The sequence below is a fragment of the Phyllobacterium sp. 0TCS1.6A genome (assembly GCF_026420825.1).
GTDB lineage: Bacteria > Pseudomonadota > Alphaproteobacteria > Rhizobiales > Rhizobiaceae > Phyllobacterium.
The window spans coordinates 256155-279722 of the sequence record NZ_JAPMAB010000001.1 but is presented as its reverse complement, the minus strand read 5'-3'; the positions used below and the strand labels follow the sequence as shown (position 1 = coordinate 279722).

Sequence of the window (23568 nt, the reverse complement as noted above, 5' to 3'; positions counted from 1 at the left end):
AACAAGCGCGGAAGGACAAAAAAATAACGCGCCCCAAGGCGCGTCATCCAGCCGTCCGTACTTATAGGATCAGGCCGCCATCGCAGGGCGATCGAGCGACTTCTCCGCCGCCGCCCGAAATTCATTCCTTGGGCTGGCCAGGAATTGCAGTCGATGCCACCGATACGGGATCGCTCCCGGGGAACGTGTCTTCCAGTCCTTCCTGCAACTGCTCCTCCAGCGTTTCGGCATCTTCCGAACGGCCGGCGGTGCGGCGGGAAAGCTGGGTGACCTGGCTGAGCGATTCATCCGACACTTCACGGATGAGGCCCACGGCCCGGCGCACGAGTTCGTCATGGTTTGGCTCGGCTTCGTCGGCGCGCTTCAGTTTCACCTGGATGCGCGTGCCATCCTCTCCGAGGAACTCGACCGTGTCCACATAGGCGGGCAAGCCGCCCCGTATGACCTCCACCTTCACGATTTTCATGGCAAACCTCGTCGCTGAACATTACGGACCTAAACTGCACGCAGGCCGGATATGTTCCGTCGCCGTTCAACTATCGCTGGTCATTATACTGCGCCTTGGTCATGCCGACGCGCTTCGCCAATCCGCTGAACGACAATTCCAGGTCGGCGCCGCCTTCATTGGCGAGGCGCAGAAATCGTATGGGGAAGCACACCGCATCACGCTGCTGCGGCGCGAGAAGCTCGGCGAAGCGATCGTCGCCGGTCGCGCCCGCCTCCGCCCTGGCGAGGGCCAGATCCACTTCCGACTGGCTCACGAGACCTTTTTCGACGAGAAGTTCATTGAGCGATGCCAGGGCGAGGCAAAGGCCCTGCATCTGCAGATTTCCGGTGTCCATCCTATCCTCCAGGCTAAAACCGCGCTGGAACAGAAAGGCTCCGGGACGGTATTGGTTCCGTCCTTGCGAAAAACGGGGCCTTGCCCAATACTGGCGAATGAACCAGAACGGCAGTTCTGCGTTCAGACAGCGGGGCGCGCTCGCGCTCAATCTTTTCAGCGCAGGAGAATTCAAATGGAAGATGCACAAGTCGGCTGGTTCGCGGCAATCATCATCGGCGGCATCGCGGGATGGCTCGCGGAAATGTTCATGAAGAGCAATATGGGCATCATCATGAACATCATCCTCGGCATAGTCGGCGCGATCATAGCCAATGCCCTCTTGTCCTTCGTCGGCGTGGCGCTCTCGGGCTGGCTCGGCTATCTCGTCGCCGGTTTTATCGGCGCCTGTATCCTCATCGCGGCAGGCCGAATGATCCGGCGCTAGCGGAATGCGAAACATGCGCCGCCTCGCGCCGATGACGAAGCCGGGCGGCGCATGATGAAAATTGCCACTTTCAACATCAATGGCATCAATGGACGCCTCCCTGTCCTGCTGAAATGGCTTGAGGAAGCAGCGCCCGACGTCGTGTGCCTGCAGGAACTCAAGGCACAGCAAGACAACTTTCCCTTGCAAGCCATTGAAAATGCTGGGTATGGCGCAATCTGGCATGGCCAGAAGAGCTGGAACGGCGTTGCAATTCTCGCCCGTGACGCCGAGCCGGTCGAAACGCGGCGCGGCCTGCCCGGCGATCCGGAAGACGTGCAAAGCCGCTATATCGAAGCTGCGGTCGGCGGTGTGCTGATCGGCAATATCTATCTGCCGAACGGCAATCCGGCTCCGGGTCCGAAATTCGATTACAAGCTGGCCTGGTTCAACCGGTTGCTTGCCCATGCCGGCGAGCTCTCTTCCATAGAGGCTCCCGTCGCGCTGGTCGGCGATTATAATGTCATGCCCACGGCGCTCGACGTCTACAAGCCCGAACGCTGGGAAGGCGACGCCCTGTTCCGGCCGGAAGTGCGATCCCTGTTCAAGGCGCTTGTCGACAGCGGCTGGACCGACGCCATACGCACGCTGCATCCGCAGGAGCAGATATTTACCTTCTGGGACTATTTCCGCAACGCGTGGGGACGCAATGCCGGGCTGCGGCTGGACCACTTCCTGCTCAATCCGACGCTCGCCAGATCCCTGCGGGCGGGAAATGTCGATCGGCACGTGCGCGGCTGGCCCAAGACCAGCGACCACGCTCCGGTCTGGATAGAGGTGGATGTCGAAGCCTGACCGCGCCTAGACTGCAACCTCGGCGGCGATGGCGGGGTGCGGATCGTAGTCGACGACTTCAAAATCATCGATCCTGTAATCGTCGATCGACGCTGCCTGGCGCTTGAGGCGCATCTTCGGAAATGGCCGCGGCGTGCGCGACAGCTGCTCGCGCGCCTGATCGATATGATTGAGATAAAGGTGAACGTCGCCGCCCACCCAGACCAGCTCGCCAAGGTTCAGCCCCGCCTGCTGCGCTATCATGTGCTGCAGGGCAGCGGCGCCGGCGAGGTTGAACGGCGCGCCCAGCAGAAGGTCGCAGCTGCGCTGGAACATCAGGAGATTGAGGCGATCGCCATGCGAAACGTGGAACTGGTAGACCATGTGGCAGGGCGGCAGCGCCATATCCGAAAGTTCAGGCACGTTCCAGGCGTGGAACAACATCCTTCGGCTGGACGGATTGTTGCGAAGCGTCTCGATCAGGGTTGCGATCTGGTCGTAATCCTTGCCGTCGGCACCGCGCCAGCGCCGCCATTGCTTGCCGTAGACCGGCCCGAGCTCGCCCCATTCAGCGGCGAACTGGTCGTCTTCGACAATGCGCTTCTCGAATTCCGCCTGGGAAATGTCGCTATTGGTGGCCTTTCGATAGGCGGCCAGCGGCCAGTCGCTCCAGATGCGGACATTCTCCTTCAGCAGAGCCTGGATATTGGTGCCGCCCGTGAGGAACCAGAGCATCTCCTTCACCGCCAGCTTCCAGTAAACCTTCTTGGTGGTGAGGATCGGTGCGCTGCCATCCGAAAGGTCGAACCGCATCAGCGCGCCGAATGTGGAAAGCGTGCCGACGCCCGTGCGGTCCATGCGCTTGTCCCCCTTTTCGAGGATGAAGGACATGAGATCCAGATATTGCGATTCGGCATGATACATGGTTCGGCTCTCACTGGAGTTGGCGCTGACGCACTGACAAGGCGGTGTTAGACCGCCGGGCGCGCTGGGCACAAGTCAAACGAATCTCCAGCACAGTCTAGGCCACAGAAATCGTCTGCACCATCGCGGAACGGCAGATCCTCACCGATCAAACCCGGACAAACGAAAGCCCCGGTTGAGACCGGGGCCCGCAAAGCACCATTACCGAATCGGCCTTAGATGCTGCCAAGCGCGCCGAGCGCCTTCGCCGTCAGGTAATAGAACGTCACGCGGCTCTTGCTGCGATCATCCTTCAGCGTTTCGCATACGGACTGGATTGCTGCATCCGCCTTGGCCTCATCGGTCAATCCGAGCTTCTTTTCCACCCAGTTTGTACGCACGCGCTTAAGCTCGTCAGGATCCGAACAGGATACAAGCGACGAATCACGGTTGCGCAGCGCGATACCGAGATGCTTGACGATTTTTTCGACCGTTGCTTCATCGGCCGCGGCATCATAGCGGCGAACATCGGTAAGATAGTCACTCATGGAATAATCCCCTGATTGTTAGGCGCAACTAGAGGTTGCCGCCTCCCTGACAATGCGGACGCCGTCCAAAGCTCACAAGCTCCGTTCGACACCGCTGATACAGAGTGAAACATTCCTCAGCCGCATGTCCAAGTCAATGCACTCTTTTAATTCAGCGCGATAGTCCCTATATAGGTCGTGCCGGCTTCGGTCGGCTATGGCGATAAACGGACGATGCAATAAGCCCATTGGACCCGGGGGCGGTACCCGGCGCCTCCACCAAAATCCAGCACTCGGAGCTGCGTTTTGGCGGGGGCGAAATAGGATCGACAAGGGTGTAAAGATCGAACTTTTGCCCGGCATTGTACCACCGTTATCGGGCTAACTCAGTAGTTGCAAACGACAACTATGCGGAAGCACGTCTCGCCGCTTAATGCGGTGCGATAGCTTCAAATCAAGTCCTAGTGGTTCGCACTTCTAGGCGGGGTTCGGAGGCACCTGGCAACAGAAGCCTTCACTTTTCCCCTTTGCTTTTCCCATCTCCAGATTTTCATCGATCGGTCTGTCGGCGCTGCGCCGACATTCGGGCCGTGCCGCAAGGCTGTGGCTCGGCCTTCCATGAGGAGACATCCGTGCAGAATCATCAACGTTTCACCATTCTCACCGGCGGCCCGGGATCGGGCAAAACGACATTGCTCGGCGAGCTTGCGCACAAGGGCCATGCGACAAGCAGCGAAGCCGGCCGCGCCATCATCCAGTACCACCAGGCCATAGGCGGCCCCGCCCTGCCCTGGAACGATCCGCTGCTGTTTGCCGAACTGATGCTCGCATGGGAGTTGCGCTCGCATGCCACTGCGCCGGAAAGTCCGCAGCGCATCTACTTCGACCGCGGCGTTCCCGATGTCATCGGCTATCTCGGCCTTGTCGGAATCGCGGTCCCCGCTCATGTGAGACGGGCGGCGGAACTCTATCGGTATCACCGGACCGTGTTCATTCTTCCGCCGTGGAAGGAGATATTCGGCCAGGATACGGAGCGCAAACAGGATTTTGCCGAAGCGGAACGCACCTATGAGGCAATGCTGCGCGCCTACCGCGATTGCGGCTATGATCTGGTCGAGGTGCCGCGGCTGCCGGTGGAAGAGCGCGCGGACTTCATCCTGAAACAAGGCGCTTGAAACAGAAGACCCGGAGCAAGCTCCGGGCCTTCCGCCTTCATCTGACTGGAGGATCAGATTTCTCTATTCAGCGGGCGCACTCACTGCTGCCTCGCCGTGGCGGCCAACCGCCAGATGGGTGATCGCGAACGCAATGACCGCACACAGGGCTATGCCCATGATCATTGGTAGCGGCGTACCGTTAAAAAACAGCGATGCAATGACCATCGCCACGATGGAAACGACGAATTGCAGCGTTCCCATCAGGGCGGAGGCCGATCCGGCAATCTCGCCATGATCCTCGAGCGCCAGGACGCCTGTCGTCGGAATGACCAGGCCGAGGCAGCCGTAACCGACGAAAAGGAACGCCGCCATGACCCATAGCTGCGGGAAGCCCGTGCTCATCACCAGCACCATGGCGGCCATGGACAGGCCAAAGCCGGCAACCGCCATCCGCATCACGCGCAGCAGGCCGTAGCGGCTGCCGAGCCATCCGGTCATTTGCGATACGGCAAAGAACGAGACGGCATTGATGGAAAAGGCGAAACTATATTGCGTCGGGGTCAGGCCGTAATGGTCGATGAGGACGAAGGGGGAATTGGCGAGATAGACGAGGAAGCTCGAAATTCCGAACCCGCCGATAAAGGTGAGCGTGAGGAAGTTCCGGTCGCGCAGCAGGAGTGCATATGCCGACAGGGCGCTGCCGAGGCTGCTTTCGGTCCGCGCCTGTTTCGGGCGGGTTTCCTCAAGCTGGGTCGCAAGCAGGACCAGTCCGATCAGGGCTGCGATCATCACCGCCCAGAACACGCCGCGCCAGCCGAAGAAATGAATGACGCCGCTGCCGGTCAGGGGCGCGAGAATCGGCGAGATGCTGAAAACCAGCATCAGCAGCGACATCAGGCGGGCAGCCTGCACGCCGGTGTGCATGTCGCGGACGACGGCGCGCGGAATGACCATGCCCGCAGCACCGCCAATGCCTTGCAGGAACCGGAAGGCGATCAGCATCTCGACACTGGTGGCAAGGGCGCAACCGATGCTGGCCACGGTGAACAATCCGATGCCGAGATAGAGCGGAAGCTTGCGCCCCCACATATCCGAAAGCGGTCCATAGACGATCTGGAACAGCGCGAAGGACAGGAAGAAGGCGAGCAGGCTCATCTGCACCGCTCCCTCGTCCGCCATCAGGTCCTGACCAATGAACGGCAATGCCGGGAGATACATGTCGATCGCGAAAGGTCCGATCGCCGACAGCAATCCGAGAATTATCGCATAGCGCAGAAAGGACGGACTCATAGCGATGCTCTTTCACGAATCTCGAAGTTCAGAACTGCCGAATTTTAAGTTTGGGCTGCCGGCGAAAGCTTGGGAGGACGGTGCCGACAGCGAAAGAGGCCTGTCCATTAACTTGGACAGTGATGTAAAACTAGACACTATTGTCTAAGACGTCAAGACATCATATCCTGCTCTCATGACAGATAATTCAGTATCGCCACCGAGAACGATCACCCACACGCAGCGTGGTCACTGTGCGAAACGTTTATCGATTCTGGATGCCGCCGCCGCCGTTTTTTGCCGAAAGGGCTTCGCGGGAGCGAGTATCGACGAGATTGCCATGGAAGCCTGCGTGTCTCGGCAGACTATATACAACCACTACCGCGAAAAGGAAATATTGTTCACGGCCGTCGTCGAAGATGTGATGGACCGTGCCAATGCCATGCTGTTCTCGACCCTGTCGAGTTTCCCCGACAAGCCCGACCGGCTCGAGGACGAACTGGCGGACTTCGCGGTAAGGTTGAGCGCAAATTGTTTGTGCAATCAGGATGGCAAGTTTCTCCGCAAGCTTGTCCTGTCGGAGGGCGAGCACTATCCGCATCTCTTCGAGGCGTGGCGGAGACAGGGACCGGCCAAGATCGCGACGGCGCTCGGCATGATATTCGCCCGGCTCACGCGCCAGGGCCTGCTGGAGATCGACGATTTCGACCTGGCGGCCCGGCAATTCCTCGCTCTGGTCAATGCCGACCTGCAAATGGCGACGCTCTTTGGCGGCAAGCCGACGGAGGAGGAACTCGCCACGGCCGCGCGCAATGCCGCCCGTACCTTCCTCAAAGCCTATTCATCCGTCCGCTCCCCCCAGGAAACCGCCGTGCGGGAGCCGGCCTGAAAACCCGCCCAGTGGCTTGAAGTCGCAGCATTTTCCGGTTTTCGGCAGCAAACGGTCCGGCAAAAATGGGACCAGTGGCTGACAATCGGTCGCAATTGCGTTAGCCATGCGCCATAATAGCGAAATACGGTTGCCCGCCCGCTTGACATGCGGGGGTGAATCCATGGGATAAGAGCGCATGCCACAAGATTTGATCCGATACGATATACTTGCCCAGGAAGCACTGCGGGGCGTGATCCGCAAGGTGCTCGGCGAAGTCGCCAAGGCGGGATTGCCGGGCAATCATCATTTCTTTGTCACGTTCCTCACCAGCGCGCCGGGCGTGCGCATCTCCTCGCGCCTGCATGAGAAATATCCCGAGCAGATGACGATCGTGCTTCAGCACCAGTTCTGGGACATGCAGGTCACGGAGACGCAGTTCGAGGTCGGTCTGTCCTTCGGCGACGTACCGGAACGGCTGGTCGTGCCGTTTTCGGCGATTCGCGGCTTCTACGATCCCTCCGTCAATTTCGAGCTCGAATTCGACGTCGAGATTCAGGAGACCGTGGGCGACAATGACCAGGGTATCACGAGCATTGGACCGGTAGAGACGCCGGAGGGGACAAAGCTGCCCTCCGCGAGCGCCAAGCCGAAGCCGGCCGCCAAAACTGGCAAGAAGCCCGCAAAGGCTACCGAAAAGCAGGAGCCGGGCGAAGAAAGTGAATCGAAATCATCGGCTTCCGTGGTCTCGCTCGACTCGTTCCGCAAGAAAAAATAGGCTGGCGCATGGCTGAGATCGTCAATCTCCGGCAGGCCAGGAAGCGCCGCGAGAAGGCGGCCAGGGAGCAGGCGGCAGCGGAAAACCGCGTCGTCTTCGGCCAGACCAAGGCGGAGAAGCGCCTGCGGGCGACCTTGGCGCAAAAGGACGAGAAGTTTCTCGACGACAGCCGCCGCGAGCGGCCCGATGCCGGCAGGGACGCCGGCAAGGACGATGCGTGAGTGACGTCCGCAAGCGGTCGGTGACGATCAACGGCCACCGCACCAGCTTTTCCCTTGAAGACCCCTTCTACGACATCATCATTGCCATTGCCCGTCAGCGACAGGCAACACTTGCGCAGATCATTGCCGAGGTCGATGCGGAACGCAGCCCTTCGTCCAATCTCTCCTCGGCCCTGCGCATCCACGCGCTCGAATGGGTGATGAACGGGCCGCGCGCCGAAAAATAGTTCGGCACCGGTGTAGGAGCGGCACCCGACGCTTCGTCTTTCAATCGATATCGCCATTCATATCGAAAGGAAGCGAGCATGCCAGCCAATCAGAAGATTACGCCCTGCCTCTGGTTCAGCGGAAACGCCGACGAAGCCATGGCGTTCTATTTTCCGTCTTCAAGGACGGCGAGATCATCAGCAGCACCTATTGGAAGCGCGGCGCCAATGCACCGGAACTGTCGCTCCTGACAGCCAAGTTCCGGATGGCGGGGCAGGAATTCATCGCCCTCAATGGCGGTTCGGAATTCCGCTTCACCGAGGCGATCTCGTTGACGATCGATTGCAAGGACCAGCAGGAGGTCGATGAACTGACGCAGAAACTGACCGCAGATGGCGGTGAGGTCGGCCCTTGCGGCTGGCTCAAGGACAAATACGGGCTTTCATGGCAGATCGTCCCATCCGGGCTGATGGATATGCTGCGGGATGCCGATCAGGAGAAGGTGGAGCGCGTGATGGATGCCGTGATGGATATGAGAAAGCTGGACCTGGCCAAGCTCGAAGCCGCCTATGCGGGTCGCTGATCGATCAGGGCGCCGGCTCGAGCGACTTCAGGAACTCCTCCACCGAGCGCTGGTCGATGGCCCCGCCGGTGGAGCGCTCGCCTTGCGCTGGCGCCGCCGGATTTGACTGCTGCTGCGCCCGGCGAGCGGCTTCTTCGGCCGCTTTCCGCTCCGCTTCCTTCCGCTCGGCCGCTTCGCGCTCGGCTTTCAGGCGAGCCTCCTCTGCCAGCCGCACCCGTTCGTCGGCGCGGAACTGGAACAATTGCACTTCCCGCCGCAGGCGCTGCTTCTCCATCAGCGAAGCCTGGAGCGTCTCTACCCGCTGTTGTTCGCGCTCAAGCGCCCGCTGCGTCAGGAATTGCTCGAGCGGCTGGCGGTTCAGGTTTGCCGCCGCATCGCCCCAGGGCCCGAGCAGCGCAAATTCCACTTCGGGATCGGCACCCACCACGACGGACTTGCCGGGATCGAAACTGATCTTGCCCTTCGAAGCCACCGACATGTCGTCGAGATTGACCCGCAGATCGCCGGTCAGGCTGGCGCCATCGCCCTTCAGCTGAAAGCTCGAGGTCCGGGCGATGCCGCCGGCGATCGTATAGGCTATCTCCGTCTGGGGAACCGTGAGTACGCCTGCATGCAGATGCTTGTTGATCGTCGCTTCGACCGCATCCGGCGTCACCGGCCCCTCGATGCCGTCAATATCGGCAAGGATCGGTTGCAAAGCGGCCGGATTGATCGCGTTGATCGTAAGATCGTTGATTGTCACCGCGCCCGACCCGGCAACCGAGCCCATGAGCTCGGCAAGCGTCTGGCCGGTAGCATTTATCGAGGCCGAAAGCCGCGCCTGGCCCTTCACCGGCGGGTTATTGCGTCGATAGAGATGATCGAGCGCCGCCTGATCGAGCGTGAACTGCGCCGTCGCGAGCCCTGTGCCGCTCGTGTTGCGCAGTTCGAACATCCCGGTCAGCTTGCCGCCGAACAATTCGCCATTGGTATTTTCGAAACGCAGCGATCCATCCTTGATGAACGCGGTCGCCGCGAAATTCCTGATCGGCCCCAATGCGCCCGCATCCGCCTCGTCAATGGCCAGCGCAACATTGAGATTGGCGGGAAAGAGCGCCCCGGCAGCAAATGCCTGGCGCGGCCATTCCTCTTCGCTGCCACCGGCTGTCGTGCCGATGCCGAGGATGAATTGCGCCATGGAATCAAGATCCAGCGTCGCCAGCTTGGCGCTGCCTTCGATATTGGGGACGCCCTGGTCTATCGACGCGGAGAGCCGCGCCGTCACCTTTCCGTCATTGACCTGGCCGCTCAGATCCGGAAGCGTCAGCTTGCCATTGGCGAGCTGGAAGCTGCTGGCAAGATCGACAGGCGTGCCATTGCCGAATCCCGGCAGTGAGTAGCCCGTGGTCGCGAGATACGGATCGATGTCGTCGACCTTGACCGATGCGCGCCCCTCGCCGCTCATGGCGTCTCCCGTCTGCCTGAAACTGCCATCGACCAGCGCGCGGCCACCCGGCCCTTTCAACGAGACCTGCGTCTGCAGCCCGCTTTTCTCATCGCCTTTCAGCGCAAGATCGGCCTCGAGCTCTCCCGCAAGTCCAAGTGGAAGCGCCGGCAGGCCGAGCAGCGCCATCAGGTTTTCAGCCTGGCCCGACCGTCCGTTCATCGTCAGTTCGAGCGTGCGCGGCTGATTGGCGGCCGTTGCAGCCGTGCCTGAGAAATTGAGCGTCATTCCGCCGGAGTTTCCGGCGGCGCTGAAGGAAAACTCTTCCCTGCCGCTGTCGCCTTTCAGCGTATTGGCGAGCAGGCTGAGTTGCGTATCGCTGAACAGCCCCGGAAACCGGGCCGAATGCCGGTTCAGCGTCTGCAGGAATGGAAAGGATGGAAACCGCTGGCCAAGCGTCGATAGCAGCGGAGCAAGATCATCCGAAAGTATCGTGGCGTCGATCGAACCGGATGGCTCAGCCTTGAAAGGCTCCACCCTGCCCGTCGCCGTGATCGTCGCTCCGGCGACATTGCTGATCGTCAGGCGATCGATGTCGAATGCGCCCTCACGCACCCTGAACGCCGTATCCAGACTTTCCGCCTTGAGCCCTTCAGCCGCGACCGGTCCGATCTTGAGCGAGACGTCCAGATCCTGGCCCTGAAGTTGCGGCCGGTCGCCGCTGCCAAACAATGATGAAAACGCACGCAGTGCATCCGCATCAAGCGCGCCACCCTCCAGCTTGAGCTGGGTAAGCGGCATGGATGCGCCCTTGGCGCTGCGAACGAGCGAACCCTTGAGCGAGGCCCCGCCGAGCGCCACTTCCAGATTGTCGACCTTTTGCAGGTCCTCATGCAGGCTGACCTTGCCGGAAAGACCGGCCCCCGCAAGCCGCCTTATGGCCTCGTCCACCGAATCGGTCAGCCACGCCGCAAGGCCGGAAGGCTGCCGCGACGCGATCAGAAGATCGCCGTCAAAGCCGAAATTCTGTCCGACCTGCAGCGTTCCCTTCGCCTCGAACTGCGTTCTTCCCGGCAGTTCGGCCCGAAGCTGGTTGATCAGCCAATTGCCGCCGGAGGGCGCAGCGTCGACCGTGACGGACCGGATGGTGGTATCGCCCGCAACGATGGCCGGCAGATTGAGATCGATCTTTCCGGGCACGGTCGGAACGGGCAGCTGGTCCATGAGACGCCGGAAAACACTGAGCCTTTCGCTCAATACTTGCGGGCGAGGCGTCGTGTTCTCTTCCGTGCCATTGCCGAACGTCACCTGTTGACCGTCGGCCTTGATTTCGAAACGGGGATCCCGGCCATAGTCGAACAAGGCGTTGCCGGTGATCCGGTAGGGATCATCCGCCTTCCCCTGCTCCATCTGGAATTCCGGTATGCTGATCTTCGCATGATCGGCTTCGAACCGGCCATTGACGCGCACGCTGGCGAGCAGCGGCGGCTCTGCCGGCGTGCGGCTCGTTACGGCAGCGGGCGCCGGCGCGGCAGCGGGCGTCGGCGCGGCATCCGCCGAACGGAGATTGATCGTCCCCCCATATTTCAGGCCCTGGTTCTCCAGCACCAATTGCCCGTCGGTCTCGACCGTAACCGGAATGTCGTCGGGGACCACGCGCGTGCGCAACTGCATGCTTCCATCGGGCTTCGCCTGCCCGGTCGAGGCGGTCATGGACAGTTTTCGGCCGTTGAAGAACAGCGTTCCGCCGAACTTCCATGGCCCGGAAAGATCGGCAGCCGACAGTGTCGCATCGACATTGCTGATCGTGCGCGTGGTCGATGTCGACTGGTCGCGGATGATGACGGCGCCGTCGGTGATGCGCATGTTTTCCAGCTTGACCTGCGCGGAGCCGAATGGGCTGCTCGGCCGGATCGTCCAGTCGAATCGACCCTCTTCGTCGATGCGCACCACCGCCGAGGGCTTTTCGACCCGCATGTCGAAGATCAGCACTTCGCCGCGCAGGAAGGGCGCGAGTTCCGCATCCATCGAGAACTTCTCTATGGTCATCAGCGGCTCGCTTCCCGGCTCCCCTACCCGCACATCCGAAAATGTCACCGACGGGAACGGCAAAAGCCGCGCATTGGCCGTGCCGGCCACCGTGACAGGCCGCCCCAGCAGCGCCGACGCTTCGCGCTCGAAGGCAGAGCGATAGCCCGCCCAATCGACGAAATAGGGCACCACCAACGCCGCCGTCAGCAGAACTACCAGTAGCCCACCGATGAATACAAACAGACGCGCCAGTGTCTCACTCCGATTATTCCAGCCTGATCATGCAGCCACAATGCTCGCATGAGCAGGTGGCAACAATTTGCATCAGCAAGCCGATTCAAATTCTGAACCTAAAGCCGTAAGATCTTGCCCGGATTCATGATATTGCCCGGATCGATCGCCCGCTTGATCGTTTCCATCACATCCACCGCCCCGCCAAGCTCGGCGCGCAGGAACTTGATCTTGCCCTGTCCGATGCCGTGCTCGCCCGTGCAGGTGCCGTCCATCGCGATGGCCCGCAGGTTGAGCCGCTCGACGAAGGCCTCGACATTCTCGATCTCCCGCGGGTTGTTCTCGTCGAAAAGCACCAGGACATGGAAGTTTCCATCCCCCGCATGCCCGACGATCGGCGCGATCAGGCCGCTGCTCTCGATGTCCTTTTCCGTCTCCACGATACATTCGGCAAGGCGCGAAATCGGCACGCAGACATCCGTCGACAGCGATTGCTTGCCCGGGGCAAGCGTCATGCAGGCAAAATAGGAATTGTGCCGCGCAGACCAGAGTTTCTCGCGCTCCTCGGCATTCGCCGTCCACCGGAACTCGCCGCCGCCATTGGCAGCCGCGATCTCGCCGAACATCTCCGCCTGTTCGGCGACGCTGGTTTCGCTGCCATGGAATTCGAGGAAGAGATAGGGCGCCGGCGCGTAGTCCAGCTTCGAATAGGCGATCATCGCCTTCATTTCGAGTTCGTTGACGAGTTCGATGCGCGCTACCGGAATACCCATCTGGATGGTCTCGATAACGGTGTTGCACGCGCTTTCAAGGTTCGGGAACGGGCATATCCCGCCGGAAATCGCCTGGGGAATGCCATAGAGCTTCAAGGTGAGCTCGGTAATGATGCCCAGTGTCCCCTCGGAGCCGACGAGCAAGCGGGTCAGATCATAGCCCGCCGAGGTCTTCTTCACGCGTTTCGACGTGGTGATCAGCCGCCCGTCGGGCATGACCGCCTTCAGCGCCAGCACGTTCTCGCGCATGGTGCCGTAGCGAACCGCATTGGTGCCGGAGGCGCGCGTCGCCGCCATGCCGCCAAGGCTCGCATTGGCACCGGGGTCGATCGGGAAGAAGAGCCCCGTATCGCGCAGATATTCATTGAGTTCCTTGCGGGTAACGCCGGGCTCGACGACCACGTTCAGATCCTCGGCATGCACCTTGAGAATCCGGTTCATGCGGGACATGTCGATGCAGATGCCGCCGGCTGGTGCATTGACCTGCCCCTCGAGCGAGGTGCCGGTTCCGAAGGCGATGACCGGAACCTGCCATTCGCCACAAAGCCGGACGACTTCCTGCACATCCTCGGCCGATTGCGCGAAAACCACGAGGTCTGGCGCCTGATTGGGCACATAGCTGGTCGTATGGGCGTGCTGCTGACGAATTGCCTGGCCGCCTTGCGCACTGTCTCCAAAGCGTTTTTTCAGTATCGAAACAACGGTCGCGATGCCGTTTTCGTTGCGCAGCAATGCACCTGCGTCTGCCAATGCCATTCCGGTCTCCGAATTCAACGAGATATGTTTTTACAGGGGCGCATTTTCGAGGAATGCACACAACTTGTCCAGTTGTAACTCAGTGTGAGCCGGCCTCAGGCGTCGTCATCCTCATCTTCGTCCGGATGCCAGTCCGTGACCGCGACGAAGCGCTCCTGTTCGCCCGTCTTCTCGAAGACGCTGCCGAAGGGCGAATCCAGCAGGGGTATGATGCTGGGATCGTAGTTGGCGATGGTATTGACGTCGAATATCCCGCTATTGGCAGGGTCTTCCATATAGTCGTCGCTCTCGAATCCGGAAAGAAAGCGCCAGCCGCTATCCTGCTCATTGTCCGGATATTCGCGGTACATGAACCGTACCGGGTAGCCGTCGATCGTGATCGTGTCGGTGGCGATGCAGCCGCCATAGTTCCGGATCAATGGCCGAATTTCGGACTTGGTGAGTCGGTAACTTTTCTCCATGGCCAATTTTAGTTGATCGTCATGGACTTGGCTAGCGTCCGGAAACGGGAGGCATATTTGTCCTTCTCGCTTTCCCTCACGATCAGGATCGCCCGCACATAGCGTTCAGCTTCGAAACGGGCGACCTGCGCGACGTAGAGAGCGTCGCCGTTCACCGTATCGGTCGCCTTGCCATCGATCTCGATCCACTCGGCCTCGCCAGCCTGGGAACTCGTTTCATTGTCGGATTGCACGTCCTTAATGCCGGTGAGCGAAAGGAAAGCCTGTTTCGCAAATTCCATTCGCGTCGCGGCGGCAGGTGCGCTGCTGAGACTGGACGCGATGATGATCACCGGCTGCAGCGAATTGGCCGCGACATCGTTCGGACCTTCGGTGAGAAGCAGCGTCGCTCCCGCAATGACGCGGACAGGACGGAAACCCGCCTGGTCGGCGACCTTGAAGGGCAGCGTCGCGATCTGATCGTTCAGGGTGACCGGCGCGCGCAATCGGATGCTGCGCAACGTCTTGTCGACATCCTCGTCGGACAGTCCGCCCTGCACGCCTTCCGGTATCTGGACGGTCACCATCGCGGTCAGCTTCTCCGCTCCGATGAGCACCACCCATTTCCGGTAGCGGACTCCGGCAGCGACCTGGCTGCCGCGAACGATCCTGGAAACGACGGCCCCCTCTACCGGCCAGTCCTCCGGCCCGCTGGTGATCGCGATGCCGGTAGCCTCAAGCCCTTCCTTGTTGAACTTGGCCGCAATGCTCGCATAGGCCTCGACCGGCAGTTCGGTGACGACGACCGAGGTGCCCTTTGCCGCATCCTCGAAACCGCTGAACCGAGCCGAAGGGACCAGTCCCGCCGGCGGCACCAGGCCGACGCTGGCTCCTTCGGGAAAGCGCGCTTCCTGGGCAATGAGAGGATTGACTGCGGCCACCAGCAGGAAAAAGGCCAGGAACAAAATTCGCATTCGGGATAAATCCTGTGTTTCAGCCCACAAGTAGTGTCCCGAAAACGATCCGGCAAGCGATTGGTTGCGGCGCGGACGGCTGGCTGTTGCAGCCGCCCGCAAGGCCGAGGAACCGTTGGCGTCGTGGATCAGTCCGGCAAGGTATAGGCGATGACGTAATCGCCCGGCTTGGTGCCCACCGATCCATGGCCGCCCGCCACGATGACCACATATTGCTTGTCGTCGAGCGAATAGGTCATCGGCGTGGATTGCCCGCCCGCCGGCAGGCGTGCTTCCCAAAGCTGGCGTCCGTCGGTCACATCATAGGCGCGGAAGAAATTATCCACGGCCGCCCCGAGGAACGCGACGCCGCCCGCCGTGATGATGGGGCCGCCGATGCCGGGCACGCCCACCTTGAACGGCAGGGGCAGAGGCGAGGAATCGCGCACCGTGCCATTGCGGTGTTTCCAGGCGATCTTGCCTGTCCTGAGGTCGGCGCCCGCAACATAGCCCCATGGCGGCGCCTGGCACGGAAGGCCGAGCGGCGACACGAACGGCCCCATGATGACTGCGTAGGGAGCGCCCTCGTTGCGGTTCAGGCCCTGCTCGCTGCCTTTCGTGCCCTGGCCCGGCGGCGGAACGTCGGCGCGGGGAACGAGCTTCGACGTGAATGCCAGATAGGTCGGCATGCCGAACATGACCTGGCGCACCGGATCGACCGCGATGCCGCCCCAGTTGAAGACGCCGAAATTGCCCGGATAGACCAGCGTGCCCTGCAGCGATGGCGGCGTGTACCGGCCCTCATAGCGCAATTGCAGGAACTGGATGCGGCAGACCATCTGGTCGAACATGGAGACGCCCCACATGTCCTTGCCGGTCAGCGGCGGCGGCATGAAAGTCAGGTCCGATACCGGCTGTGTCGGAGCGGTGAAATCGCCCTCGATGGCGCCGGTGGGCGCAGGCACTTCCTTGACGGGCAGGATCGGCTCGCCCGTCCGCCGGTCGAGCACATAGATGTCGCCCTGCTTGGTGGGCCCGACCAGCCCCGGCACGGTGCCGCTCGCCGTGTTGATGTCGACCAGCGTCGGCTGCGAGGGAACGTCCATGTCCCAGAGGTCGTGGTGGACCGTCTGGCGTACCCAGCGGACCTGTCCCGTATTGAGATCGAGGGCGACGATGGACGACGAATATTTCTCCACATGCTCGGTGCGCCCGGCGCCCAGCTGGTCCGGAGTCTGGTTGCCGAGCGGCACATAGAGCAGGCCGAGCTTCTCGTCGGCGCTGGAGACGGACCAGCTGTTCGGCGAATTATGCGTGTATTTCTGCCCCTCCGGCAATGGCGTCGTCACATCCGGATTGCCCGAGTCCCAGTTCCAGACGAGGGCGCCCGTATTGATGTCGAAAGCGCGGATGACGCCGGACTGCTCCTGCGTCGAATAATTGTCGTTGACCGCGCCGCCGACGATGATCTTCCCGGCCGCGACCACTGGCGGCGACGTCGAATAATAGTAGCCGGCCGGATTGTAGGGCATGCCCTGTTCCAGATGCAGGGTGCCGCCATCGGCGAAGCTGGTGCAGATCTGGCCATTGGCTGCGTCCAGCGCGATCAGGCGCGCATCGGATGTCGGCAGGTAGACCCGCTCCGCGCAGGGCTGTCCCGGCTGGATCGCCGGATCCGCATAATAGGAAACGCCACGGCAGGTCTGATGCTGGCGGTCGGGATTGAGCCCGGCATTGGGATCGAATTTCCACTTCTGCTTGCCCGTTTTCGCATCCAGCGCGATCGCCCAATTGTGCGGCGTGCAGATGAAAAGCGTGTCGCGAATCTTGAGCGGCGTCACCTGGTAGGTGGTTTCGCCCACATCCTCCGGCAGCTTCACGTCCCCGGTCTGGTAGGTCCAGGCAACCTTCAACTGGCCGACATTCTCGGCCGTGATCTGGTTGAGCGGCGAATAGCGCTGGCCATAGGGGGTGCGGCCATATTGGTGCCAGTCCTCGGGCGGAACATTTCCACCGAGATCGGCAGAATCGGACACCACTTCTTCGCTCAGCTTCCCGGCAATGGCAAGCGGGTCCCGCGTCATCGAATAGCCGGCGATGGCGAGCGCCGCGACGACGCTGAGCAGGAGCGGCACCGCGCCGCCCCATGACGAGCGGACGCTTCCGTCCGTGGACACCAGCCCGCGCCTCACCCACGGCGTCAGCAGCCAGAGGCCGATGAGCATGATGACCCCGCCTCTCGGCGCCAGTTGCCACCAGTCGAGCCCGATTTCCCATATCGCCCAGGCCAGCGTTCCTATCACCAGCAGGGCGTAGACCAGCAGCGCCGACGAGCGCCTGCGGAAAAGCAGTATGGCCGTCAATAGAAAGGCGATCGCGGCAATGACGTAATACCAGCTGCCGCCGAGGACGGCGAGCCAGACACCGCCGGCGCCGAGGGCCGCAGCAATGATGAGGAGCAGGAGAGCGGTGAGATTTACAGCCATGGAGCAGAGTCCTTTTTCAAGCTCAACCAAGGTCGACGGCAGCGAAGTATCCAGCTGAATTGCCGGACGAATATCCCATTAATCGAAAGGAGTAGGCCCATAATCGCCGTGACGCAACACGGTTCCCTTGATTCAACTGGGGGTTTTGCACACCCTATAGCTTCAATCTGCCGCGTTCTCTTTTTGTATCCGTTTTTATCTGGTTTTTCGGTCCCGAATCACTACATTGGGACCAAATGTCCGGATTAGCCGACGATATGCCGTTCTTTGATGAACCTGATGTGCCCAGCCGGCCTTCGGGTATCGCCGCGCGTGCAATGCAGGCGCGGGGCGCCCCGCCCTATCTGAACGGGCTCAACCCTGAGCAGCGCCTGGCGGTGGAAACAACCGAAGGTCCGGTGCTGGTCCTCGCTGGCGCGGGCACGGGAAAGACGCGGGTGCTGACGTCGCGAATTGCCCATATCCTGTCTCTCGGCAAGGCATGGCCAAGCCAGATCCTGGCGGTGACGTTCACCAACAAGGCCGCGCGCGAGATGAAGGAGCGCATCGGCGTTCTTGTCGGCGGCGCAGTCGAGGGCATGCCATGGCTCGGCACCTTTCACTCGATCGGCGTGAAGCTGCTGCGCCGGCATGCGGAACTGGTCGGCCTGCGCTCCGATTTCACCATTCTCGACACGGACGACGTCGTGCGGCTGATCAAGCAGTTGATCCAGGCCGAGGGCCTCGACGACAAGCGCTGGCCCGCCAAGCAATTCGCCCTGATGATCGACGGGTGGAAGAACAAGGGTCTTGGACCGTCCGAAATACCGGAAGGCGATGCACGCGCCTTCGCCAACGGCAAGGGCCGCGAATTGTATGCTGCCTACCAGAACCGGCTGAAAACGCTCAATGCCTGCGATTTCGGCGATCTTCTGTGCCACCCCATCCGCATGTTCCGTGCCTATCCCGATATTCTCAAGGAATATCACAACAAGTTCCGCTACATCCTCGTCGATGAGTACCAGGACACCAATACCGCGCAATATATGTGGCTGCGTCTGATTGCGCAGGGATCGAAGAATGTCTGCTGCGTCGGCGACGACGACCAGTCCATCTATGGCTGGCGCGGCGCCGAGGTCGACAATATCCTGCGGTTCGAGAAGGACTTTCCGGGCGCGGTGGTCATCAGGCTCGAACGAAACTACCGTTCGACCGCCCATATTCTCGGCGCGGCGTCCTTCCTGATTTCGCATAATGAGGGACGCCTCGGCAAGACGCTCTTCACAGATGCGCCGGATCCCGACGATGCCAAGGTGTTCGTCCATGCCGCCTGGGATTCCGAGGAGGAAGCCCGCGCCGTCGGCGAGGAGATCGAGCAGGCGCAGCGCAAGGGTCACTTGCTCAACAACATGGCCATCCTCGTGCGGGCATCGTTCCAGATGCGCGAATTCGAAGATCGGTTCGTCACGCTCGGGCTGAATTACCGCGTGGTCGGCGGCCCGCGATTCTATGAACGCCTGGAGATAAGGGACGCCCTCGCCTATCTGCGCGTGGTCGCCCAGGGATCGGACGATCTGGCGCTCGAACGCATCATCAACACGCCCAAGCGCGGGCTTGGCGAGGCTGCGATCCGGCAGGTGCACGATTATGCCCGCGCGCGCGACATCAGCATGCTCGACGCCGCCGCCGATCTTGTCCAGACCGAGGAACTGAAGCCCAAGCCACGCTCGGCGCTGCGCGAAGTGGTTGAGAATTTCCGCCGCTGGCAATCGCTGATCGATTCGACGCCGCATACGGAACTGGCCGAAAGAATACTGGACGAATCCGGCTATACCGCCATGTGGCAGGCCGATCGATCGGCGGAAGCGCCGGGGCGGCTCGAGAATTTGAAGGAACTCGTCCGTTCGATGGAAGAATACGAGTCGCTGCGCTCGTTCCTCGAACATGTGGCGCTGGTCATGGATGCCGAGCAGAACGAGAACCTCGATGCGGTCAACATCATGACCCTGCATTCCGCCAAGGGGCTCGAATTCGAAACCGTCTTCCTCCCTGGCTGGGAAGAAGGCCTGTTTCCGCACCAGCGGTCCCTGGACGAAGGCGGGCGCTCAGGTCTCGAAGAGGAACGTCGGCTCGCCTATGTCGGCGTGACCCGCGCCAAGAAAAACCTCCATATCTGGTTTGTCTCCAACCGCCGCATTCATGGATTGTGGCAATCGACCATACCTTCCCGCTTCCTTGAGGAATTGCCGGAAGCGCATGTGGAAGTGGTTGCCAGCGGCGATACCTATGGCGGCTATGGCGGACGGGGCAGCTACGGGCAATCCCGCTTCGACCGGGCGGACCCGTTCGAAAACACCTATTCCACGCCCGGCTGGCAAAGGGCGCAGCAGAATCGCTCCGATGCAACCCGCAACAACTGGGGCTCGCGCTCCGGTGCCCGCGTCGAACGCATCGGCTATGGCGAGACCGATTCCGGCCACGGCGCCGGCCGCGGCTCGGTAAAGGCCAAGACCATCGATGGAGAGCTCGTTGCCAAGTCGGTAAGCGATGCGCCCTCCCCCTTCGATGTCGGCGACCGCGTGTTCCACATCAAGTTCGGCAATGGCAATGTCTCCGCGATCGAAGGCAACAAGCTGACGATCGATTTCGACAAGGCCGGGCAGAAGCGCGTGCTGGACAGCTTCGTCAAGCCAGTCTGAGTTCAGTCCCCATCCCCACGCCTGCCTTGAACAGTTCCATATCCCAGGCCGGACCGGGATCGATTTTCCGGTCGGGCGCAATATCGTCATGGCCGACGATCTCTTCGATGCCATAGGCGAGGCAGATCGCCTTTGCCGCGGCAATGGCGGTGTCCATCTGTAGCGACGGGAATGTTTCCCATCCGCAATCCTGTGCTCCGAATTTATGGCGTGCCTCGATCACCGATCCACTGTCGACCGCCGCCCCGGACCATGACGTCCATCCCTGTCGGGTTCGCGTCAGCGCGCCCCAGTTTTCCAGTTCCAGGCCGATAGAAAACTGATTCAATCCGTCATACCGCCTGCCGTTCTTGCCGCGCCACTGGCTCCGGCCCGCATGCCAGGCGATCTTGTCGAAGGGCACGCATTGCGTCACCGTGCCGTCGCGGCGGATGACCAGATGTGCCGACACCTTCGCCGCCTCCTGCCTGAAATATGACGCCACGTCGCTCCTCGGACCGCTCGCGGTATAGTGGATAACGAGAAACCGGGGTCGAAGCCTCCCGCCGGAATTCGGCGAAGACATGAAAGGGACGGGTTTGGACCTGGAAAGGAGGCAATGATCGGAAACGGAATATGCCATGATTAAAATCCTCTTATCTCAAAACTCATGCGTATAATAAGAAAATAATCCTATAAGGCAATAGCAAAAATGCCGCTTCGGGAGCGGCACCGTTAATTGCCTATTGGGGCTTGCCCTTGGACCATGTGACGTTGCCGGAGAAAAGCGGAATCGTCGAGATGGACGTCTTGGCCGAACCGTCCTGAATCTGGCTGGCATGGGCGAGGTAGATCAGCGTGTCATTGGCCTTGTCGTAGATGCGGGTGATGATGAGCTTCTTCCAGATCAGGCTGGTGCGCTCCGAGAACACCCGTTCACCGTTCTCATCGAGATCGATGTCGCCGACCGTGATCGGCCCCGTCTGCTGGCAGGCGATGGACGCGTTGGAGGGGTCCTCGAACCAATTGCCCTTCTGCAGCCGGTCGATGACGCCGCGCGAGAAGGACGCCAGATGGCAGGTCACGCCCTGAACCTTGGGATCGCTGACCGCATCGATGACGATATCATTGCCGAGCCAATCGACCCCGACCTTCCCCACCTCTTCCGCCTGCGCCGGCAGCGAGGCCGCGCCGAGCAGAACCATTGCGGCAAGAAGACAGTTTTTCATCCGTAACCTCCGATTGTCGACATGCTTGAACCAAGTGGATACTGCGCGCACGCATTGCAAGCTGAATATCAGCCTGTGCGCTCCCACTTGTCGAGAAACGCCTCTATTTCCAGCGATTGCATATCGCCGATCGCATCGAAGATCATCTCGCGCGGCCAGTCCCACCAGCACAATCGCAACAGGCGTTCTACCACCGGCCGCGGAAACCTGTTGCGGATGAACTTCGCCGGGCTGCCGGCGACGATCGAATAGGCCGCAACATCCCTGGTGACGACGGCATTCGCACCGATCACAGCGCCATGGCCGATCTCGACGCCCGGCATGACGACGGCGCCATGGCCCACCCACACATCATGGCCGATGGTCACGCGCTTGCCGCTGCGCATGTCGCGAAAGGCGCCGTCCACGCCCTGATAGCGGAAATATTCATTCGGCCTGTAGCTGATCTTGTGCGTCGTCAGCCTCTCCATGGGGTGTTCGAGGGCATTGAGGCGGACTTGCGAGGCGATGGAGCAGAACTTGCCGATATCCGTGTAAATGCCCTCGCTCTGACGCTCGATATAGGAGAAATCGCCGATCTTCACGTCGCGGAGGATGACGCGCTCGCCGATTTCGGCATATTTGCCAAGCTTCACCCCCTTCAACTGCGCTGTCGAATGGATCCGCGGCTGCTCGTCCAGAAAGCGTAAATCCTCGTTTTCGCTCATCGTCACCCCCATGCAATTCATGCGCCGATTCATCAAGCATTGCCTATGGCGAAAATCCTGTTACGGCTAGCCTCGAACTGAATTCGGCCGGAAGACACATATCATGACAACCCAGACCCGTGTTTACATCACTGCGGAAAAGCAGGAAGCGGAGCGCATCTTTTCGCTCCTCGAAAGTGCTTTCGACGATGAAGGCCTGCCGATTTCGTCATCCGAAATCGATGAAGAACGGGAAATATACGAGGTTTCGGTCTATTCGTTCGACCCGGACGAAATAGAACAGCGCATGCGGGAAATATTGGGCGACACGCCGGGCCAGCATGGCCTGCAGCGCGAACAATTACCCGATATCGATTGGGTCGCCCATTCGCTGGAAGGCCTCAGGCCCGTCCGCGCCGGGCGCTTTTTCGTGCATGGCTCGCATGATCGCCACCGCCGCCGCGTCAACGATCTTGCGATCGAGATCGACGCCGGCCAGGCCTTCGGCACGGGCCATCATGGCACCACGTCCGGCTGCCTCGAAATGATCGGCCATGTCGTGCGGCGCGAACATCCCCGCAACGCGCTGGACCTCGGCACCGGCAGCGCCGTGCTTGCCATAGGCATAGCCAGGCTGACGCCGATCCCGGTTCTCGCCACCGATATCGATCCGGTCGCCATAGTGGTGGCGCAGGAAAACATCGCCAATAATGGCGTTGCATCTAGAGTGAAGGCGGTGACCGCAACGGGCTTCCACCATCCCTCGTTCCGCGCCAATGCGCCTTTCGAGCTTATCGTCGCCAATATATTGGCCCGGCCCCTGATGCAGCTTGCACCCCAGATGCGCCGGCACCTTGCCTGGGGCGGCTCGCTCATACTCTCCGGCATTCTCGATTCGCAAAGGGACAAGGTCCTCGCCGCCTACAGGGCGCAAGGCCTCTATCACCACCGGACATTGCACCGCGAGGGCTGGGTCACGCTGCATCTGAAGGCGAGCGCGGCCTGAGCGGCCCTCGGGCTCGTCAGGCGTCAGATATAATAGCTGATCTGCTGCTTGCGGCGGCCATCGGCGTAAATGACGGCATGCCGCTCCATTTCAGCCATGCGATAGGCGATGAGGTTCTGCAGTGCGGTCTTAACGTATCGGATCACGAGCGCCATATTTCATCTCCACGAATATCGGCCTGTCGATCCTCCCGCGAGCATCATACGCCGCACGCCGCAGCGCCACTATTGCCGTTGCGGCATGGCAGTCATGACGAAGCTGCATATAAACCGGCCCTCGCCCCACGGTTTTCCGGCCTTTCGG

Annotated in this window: 24 protein-coding genes and 1 other RNA gene; 11 read left to right on the top strand and 14 right to left on the bottom strand. The window is 61.0% G+C overall.

Annotation, left to right across the window (positions count from 1 at the left end):
• Positions 1-121: 121 nt before the first annotated feature.
• Both OSJ75_RS01300 and OSJ75_RS01295 read right to left on the bottom strand, forming a co-directional pair.
• A complete protein-coding gene (locus OSJ75_RS01300) occupies positions 122-466 on the bottom strand; it encodes a hypothetical protein (protein WP_267226354.1) in 345 nt (114 codons plus the stop codon).
• A gap of 70 nt (positions 467-536) precedes the next feature.
• Positions 537-842 (bottom strand): hypothetical protein, encoded by a 306-nt coding sequence (locus OSJ75_RS01295; protein WP_267226352.1) that lies wholly within the window; start codon positions 840-842, stop codon positions 537-539.
• Between the two features lie 174 nt (positions 843-1016).
• On the opposite strand from OSJ75_RS01295, the gene OSJ75_RS01290 reads away from it, so the two are divergent.
• Both OSJ75_RS01290 and xth read left to right on the top strand, forming a co-directional pair.
• On the top strand, positions 1017-1268 hold the full coding sequence (locus OSJ75_RS01290; protein WP_250013293.1) for a GlsB/YeaQ/YmgE family stress response membrane protein: 252 nt from the start codon (positions 1017-1019) through the stop codon (positions 1266-1268).
• Positions 1269-1322: 54 nt separating this feature from the next.
• Positions 1323-2102, top strand: coding sequence for an exodeoxyribonuclease III (gene xth, locus OSJ75_RS01285; protein WP_267226350.1), 780 nt, complete (start codon positions 1323-1325; stop codon positions 2100-2102).
• Positions 2103-2108: 6 nt separating this feature from the next.
• Here the strand turns inward: xth and thyA are convergent, their stop codons facing one another.
• A complete protein-coding gene (gene thyA / locus OSJ75_RS01280) occupies positions 2109-3005 on the bottom strand; it encodes a thymidylate synthase (protein WP_250013290.1) in 897 nt (298 codons plus the stop codon).
• Between the two features lie 215 nt (positions 3006-3220).
• Positions 3221-3532: a DUF2853 family protein gene (locus OSJ75_RS01275; RefSeq protein WP_267226348.1), complete on the bottom strand. Its 312-nt coding sequence runs from the start codon at positions 3530-3532 to the stop codon at positions 3221-3223.
• Between the two features lie 140 nt (positions 3533-3672).
• Here OSJ75_RS01275 and ssrA point away from each other — a divergent pair.
• Positions 3673-4030, top strand: a transfer-messenger RNA (tmRNA) gene (gene ssrA, locus OSJ75_RS01270).
• Between the two features lie 113 nt (positions 4031-4143).
• Positions 4144-4686 carry an AAA family ATPase gene (locus tag OSJ75_RS01265; protein WP_267226346.1) on the top strand — a complete coding sequence of 181 codons (543 nt, stop codon included), beginning with the start codon at positions 4144-4146 and terminating at the stop codon, positions 4684-4686.
• 63 nt (positions 4687-4749) lie between these two features.
• On the opposite strand, the gene OSJ75_RS01260 is transcribed toward OSJ75_RS01265, so the two are convergent.
• Positions 4750-5958, bottom strand: coding sequence for a multidrug effflux MFS transporter (locus OSJ75_RS01260; RefSeq protein WP_267226322.1), 1209 nt, complete (start codon positions 5956-5958; stop codon positions 4750-4752).
• A 175-nt stretch (positions 5959-6133) separates the two neighbouring features.
• On the opposite strand from OSJ75_RS01260, the gene OSJ75_RS01255 reads away from it, so the two are divergent.
• From OSJ75_RS01255 to OSJ75_RS01230, 5 genes are all read left to right on the top strand, one after another.
• Positions 6134-6826, top strand: coding sequence for a TetR/AcrR family transcriptional regulator (locus OSJ75_RS01255; protein WP_267226320.1), 693 nt, complete (start codon positions 6134-6136; stop codon positions 6824-6826).
• A 178-nt stretch (positions 6827-7004) separates the two neighbouring features.
• Positions 7005-7583, top strand: a complete 579-nt coding sequence (locus OSJ75_RS01250) for an SspB family protein (protein ID WP_250013284.1) — start codon at positions 7005-7007, stop codon at positions 7581-7583.
• Positions 7584-7591: 8 nt separating this feature from the next.
• Complete coding sequence (locus OSJ75_RS01245) at positions 7592-7804, top strand: DUF4169 family protein (protein ID WP_267226317.1); 213 nt, start codon at positions 7592-7594, stop codon at positions 7802-7804.
• The gene (locus OSJ75_RS01240) at positions 7801-8031 is read left to right on the top strand and encodes a ribbon-helix-helix domain-containing protein (RefSeq protein WP_250013278.1); all 231 of its coding nucleotides are present in this window, start codon (positions 7801-7803) and stop codon (positions 8029-8031) included. Before OSJ75_RS01245 ends, OSJ75_RS01240 begins: the two co-directional genes overlap by 4 nt.
• Positions 7998-8594: a VOC family protein gene (locus OSJ75_RS01230; protein WP_323748363.1), complete on the top strand. Its 597-nt coding sequence runs from the start codon at positions 7998-8000 to the stop codon at positions 8592-8594. Before OSJ75_RS01240 ends, OSJ75_RS01230 begins: the two co-directional genes overlap by 34 nt.
• A 4-nt stretch (positions 8595-8598) precedes the next feature.
• On the opposite strand, the gene OSJ75_RS01225 is transcribed toward OSJ75_RS01230, so the two are convergent.
• The 5 genes from OSJ75_RS01225 to OSJ75_RS01205 form a co-directional block, all read right to left on the bottom strand.
• The gene (locus tag OSJ75_RS01225) at positions 8599-12279 is read right to left on the bottom strand and encodes an AsmA family protein (protein ID WP_267227021.1); all 3681 of its coding nucleotides are present in this window, start codon (positions 12277-12279) and stop codon (positions 8599-8601) included.
• A 119-nt stretch (positions 12280-12398) separates the two neighbouring features.
• Complete coding sequence (locus OSJ75_RS01220; protein ID WP_267226313.1) at positions 12399-13808, bottom strand: FAD-binding oxidoreductase; 1410 nt, start codon at positions 13806-13808, stop codon at positions 12399-12401.
• Positions 13809-13903: 95 nt separating this feature from the next.
• Positions 13904-14227 (bottom strand): DUF2185 domain-containing protein, encoded by a 324-nt coding sequence (locus OSJ75_RS01215; protein ID WP_267226311.1) that lies wholly within the window; start codon positions 14225-14227, stop codon positions 13904-13906.
• 50 nt (positions 14228-14277) lie between these two features.
• The gene (locus tag OSJ75_RS01210; RefSeq protein ID WP_267226309.1) at positions 14278-15222 is read right to left on the bottom strand and encodes a hypothetical protein; all 945 of its coding nucleotides are present in this window, start codon (positions 15220-15222) and stop codon (positions 14278-14280) included.
• A gap of 128 nt (positions 15223-15350) precedes the next feature.
• Entirely contained in the window at positions 15351-17687 is a 2337-nt protein-coding gene (locus OSJ75_RS01205) for a glucose/quinate/shikimate family membrane-bound PQQ-dependent dehydrogenase (RefSeq protein ID WP_267226307.1), read from the bottom strand.
• A gap of 236 nt (positions 17688-17923) precedes the next feature.
• On the opposite strand from OSJ75_RS01205, the gene OSJ75_RS01200 reads away from it, so the two are divergent.
• Complete coding sequence (locus tag OSJ75_RS01200; protein WP_250013263.1) at positions 17924-20365, top strand: ATP-dependent helicase; 2442 nt, start codon at positions 17924-17926, stop codon at positions 20363-20365.
• On the opposite strand, the gene OSJ75_RS01195 is transcribed toward OSJ75_RS01200, so the two are convergent.
• The 3 genes from OSJ75_RS01195 to OSJ75_RS01185 form a co-directional block, all read right to left on the bottom strand.
• The gene (locus OSJ75_RS01195; RefSeq protein WP_267227020.1) at positions 20352-20930 is read right to left on the bottom strand and encodes an N-acetylmuramoyl-L-alanine amidase; all 579 of its coding nucleotides are present in this window, start codon (positions 20928-20930) and stop codon (positions 20352-20354) included. The two genes, OSJ75_RS01200 and OSJ75_RS01195, sit on opposite strands and share 14 nt — an antisense overlap.
• Positions 20931-21087: 157 nt before the next feature.
• Positions 21088-21573 (bottom strand): CreA family protein, encoded by a 486-nt coding sequence (locus tag OSJ75_RS01190; protein ID WP_250013259.1) that lies wholly within the window; start codon positions 21571-21573, stop codon positions 21088-21090.
• A 68-nt stretch (positions 21574-21641) separates the two neighbouring features.
• On the bottom strand, positions 21642-22280 hold the full coding sequence (locus tag OSJ75_RS01185; protein WP_267226302.1) for a DapH/DapD/GlmU-related protein: 639 nt from the start codon (positions 22278-22280) through the stop codon (positions 21642-21644).
• Between the two features lie 103 nt (positions 22281-22383).
• Between OSJ75_RS01185 and OSJ75_RS01180 the strand changes: the two genes are divergently transcribed.
• Complete coding sequence (locus tag OSJ75_RS01180) at positions 22384-23265, top strand: 50S ribosomal protein L11 methyltransferase (protein WP_267226300.1); 882 nt, start codon at positions 22384-22386, stop codon at positions 23263-23265.
• A 23-nt stretch (positions 23266-23288) separates the two neighbouring features.
• Here OSJ75_RS01180 and OSJ75_RS01175 read toward each other — a convergent pair whose 3' ends face one another.
• Complete coding sequence (locus OSJ75_RS01175; RefSeq protein WP_256473138.1) at positions 23289-23420, bottom strand: hypothetical protein; 132 nt, start codon at positions 23418-23420, stop codon at positions 23289-23291.
• Positions 23421-23568: the final 148 nt, after the last annotated feature.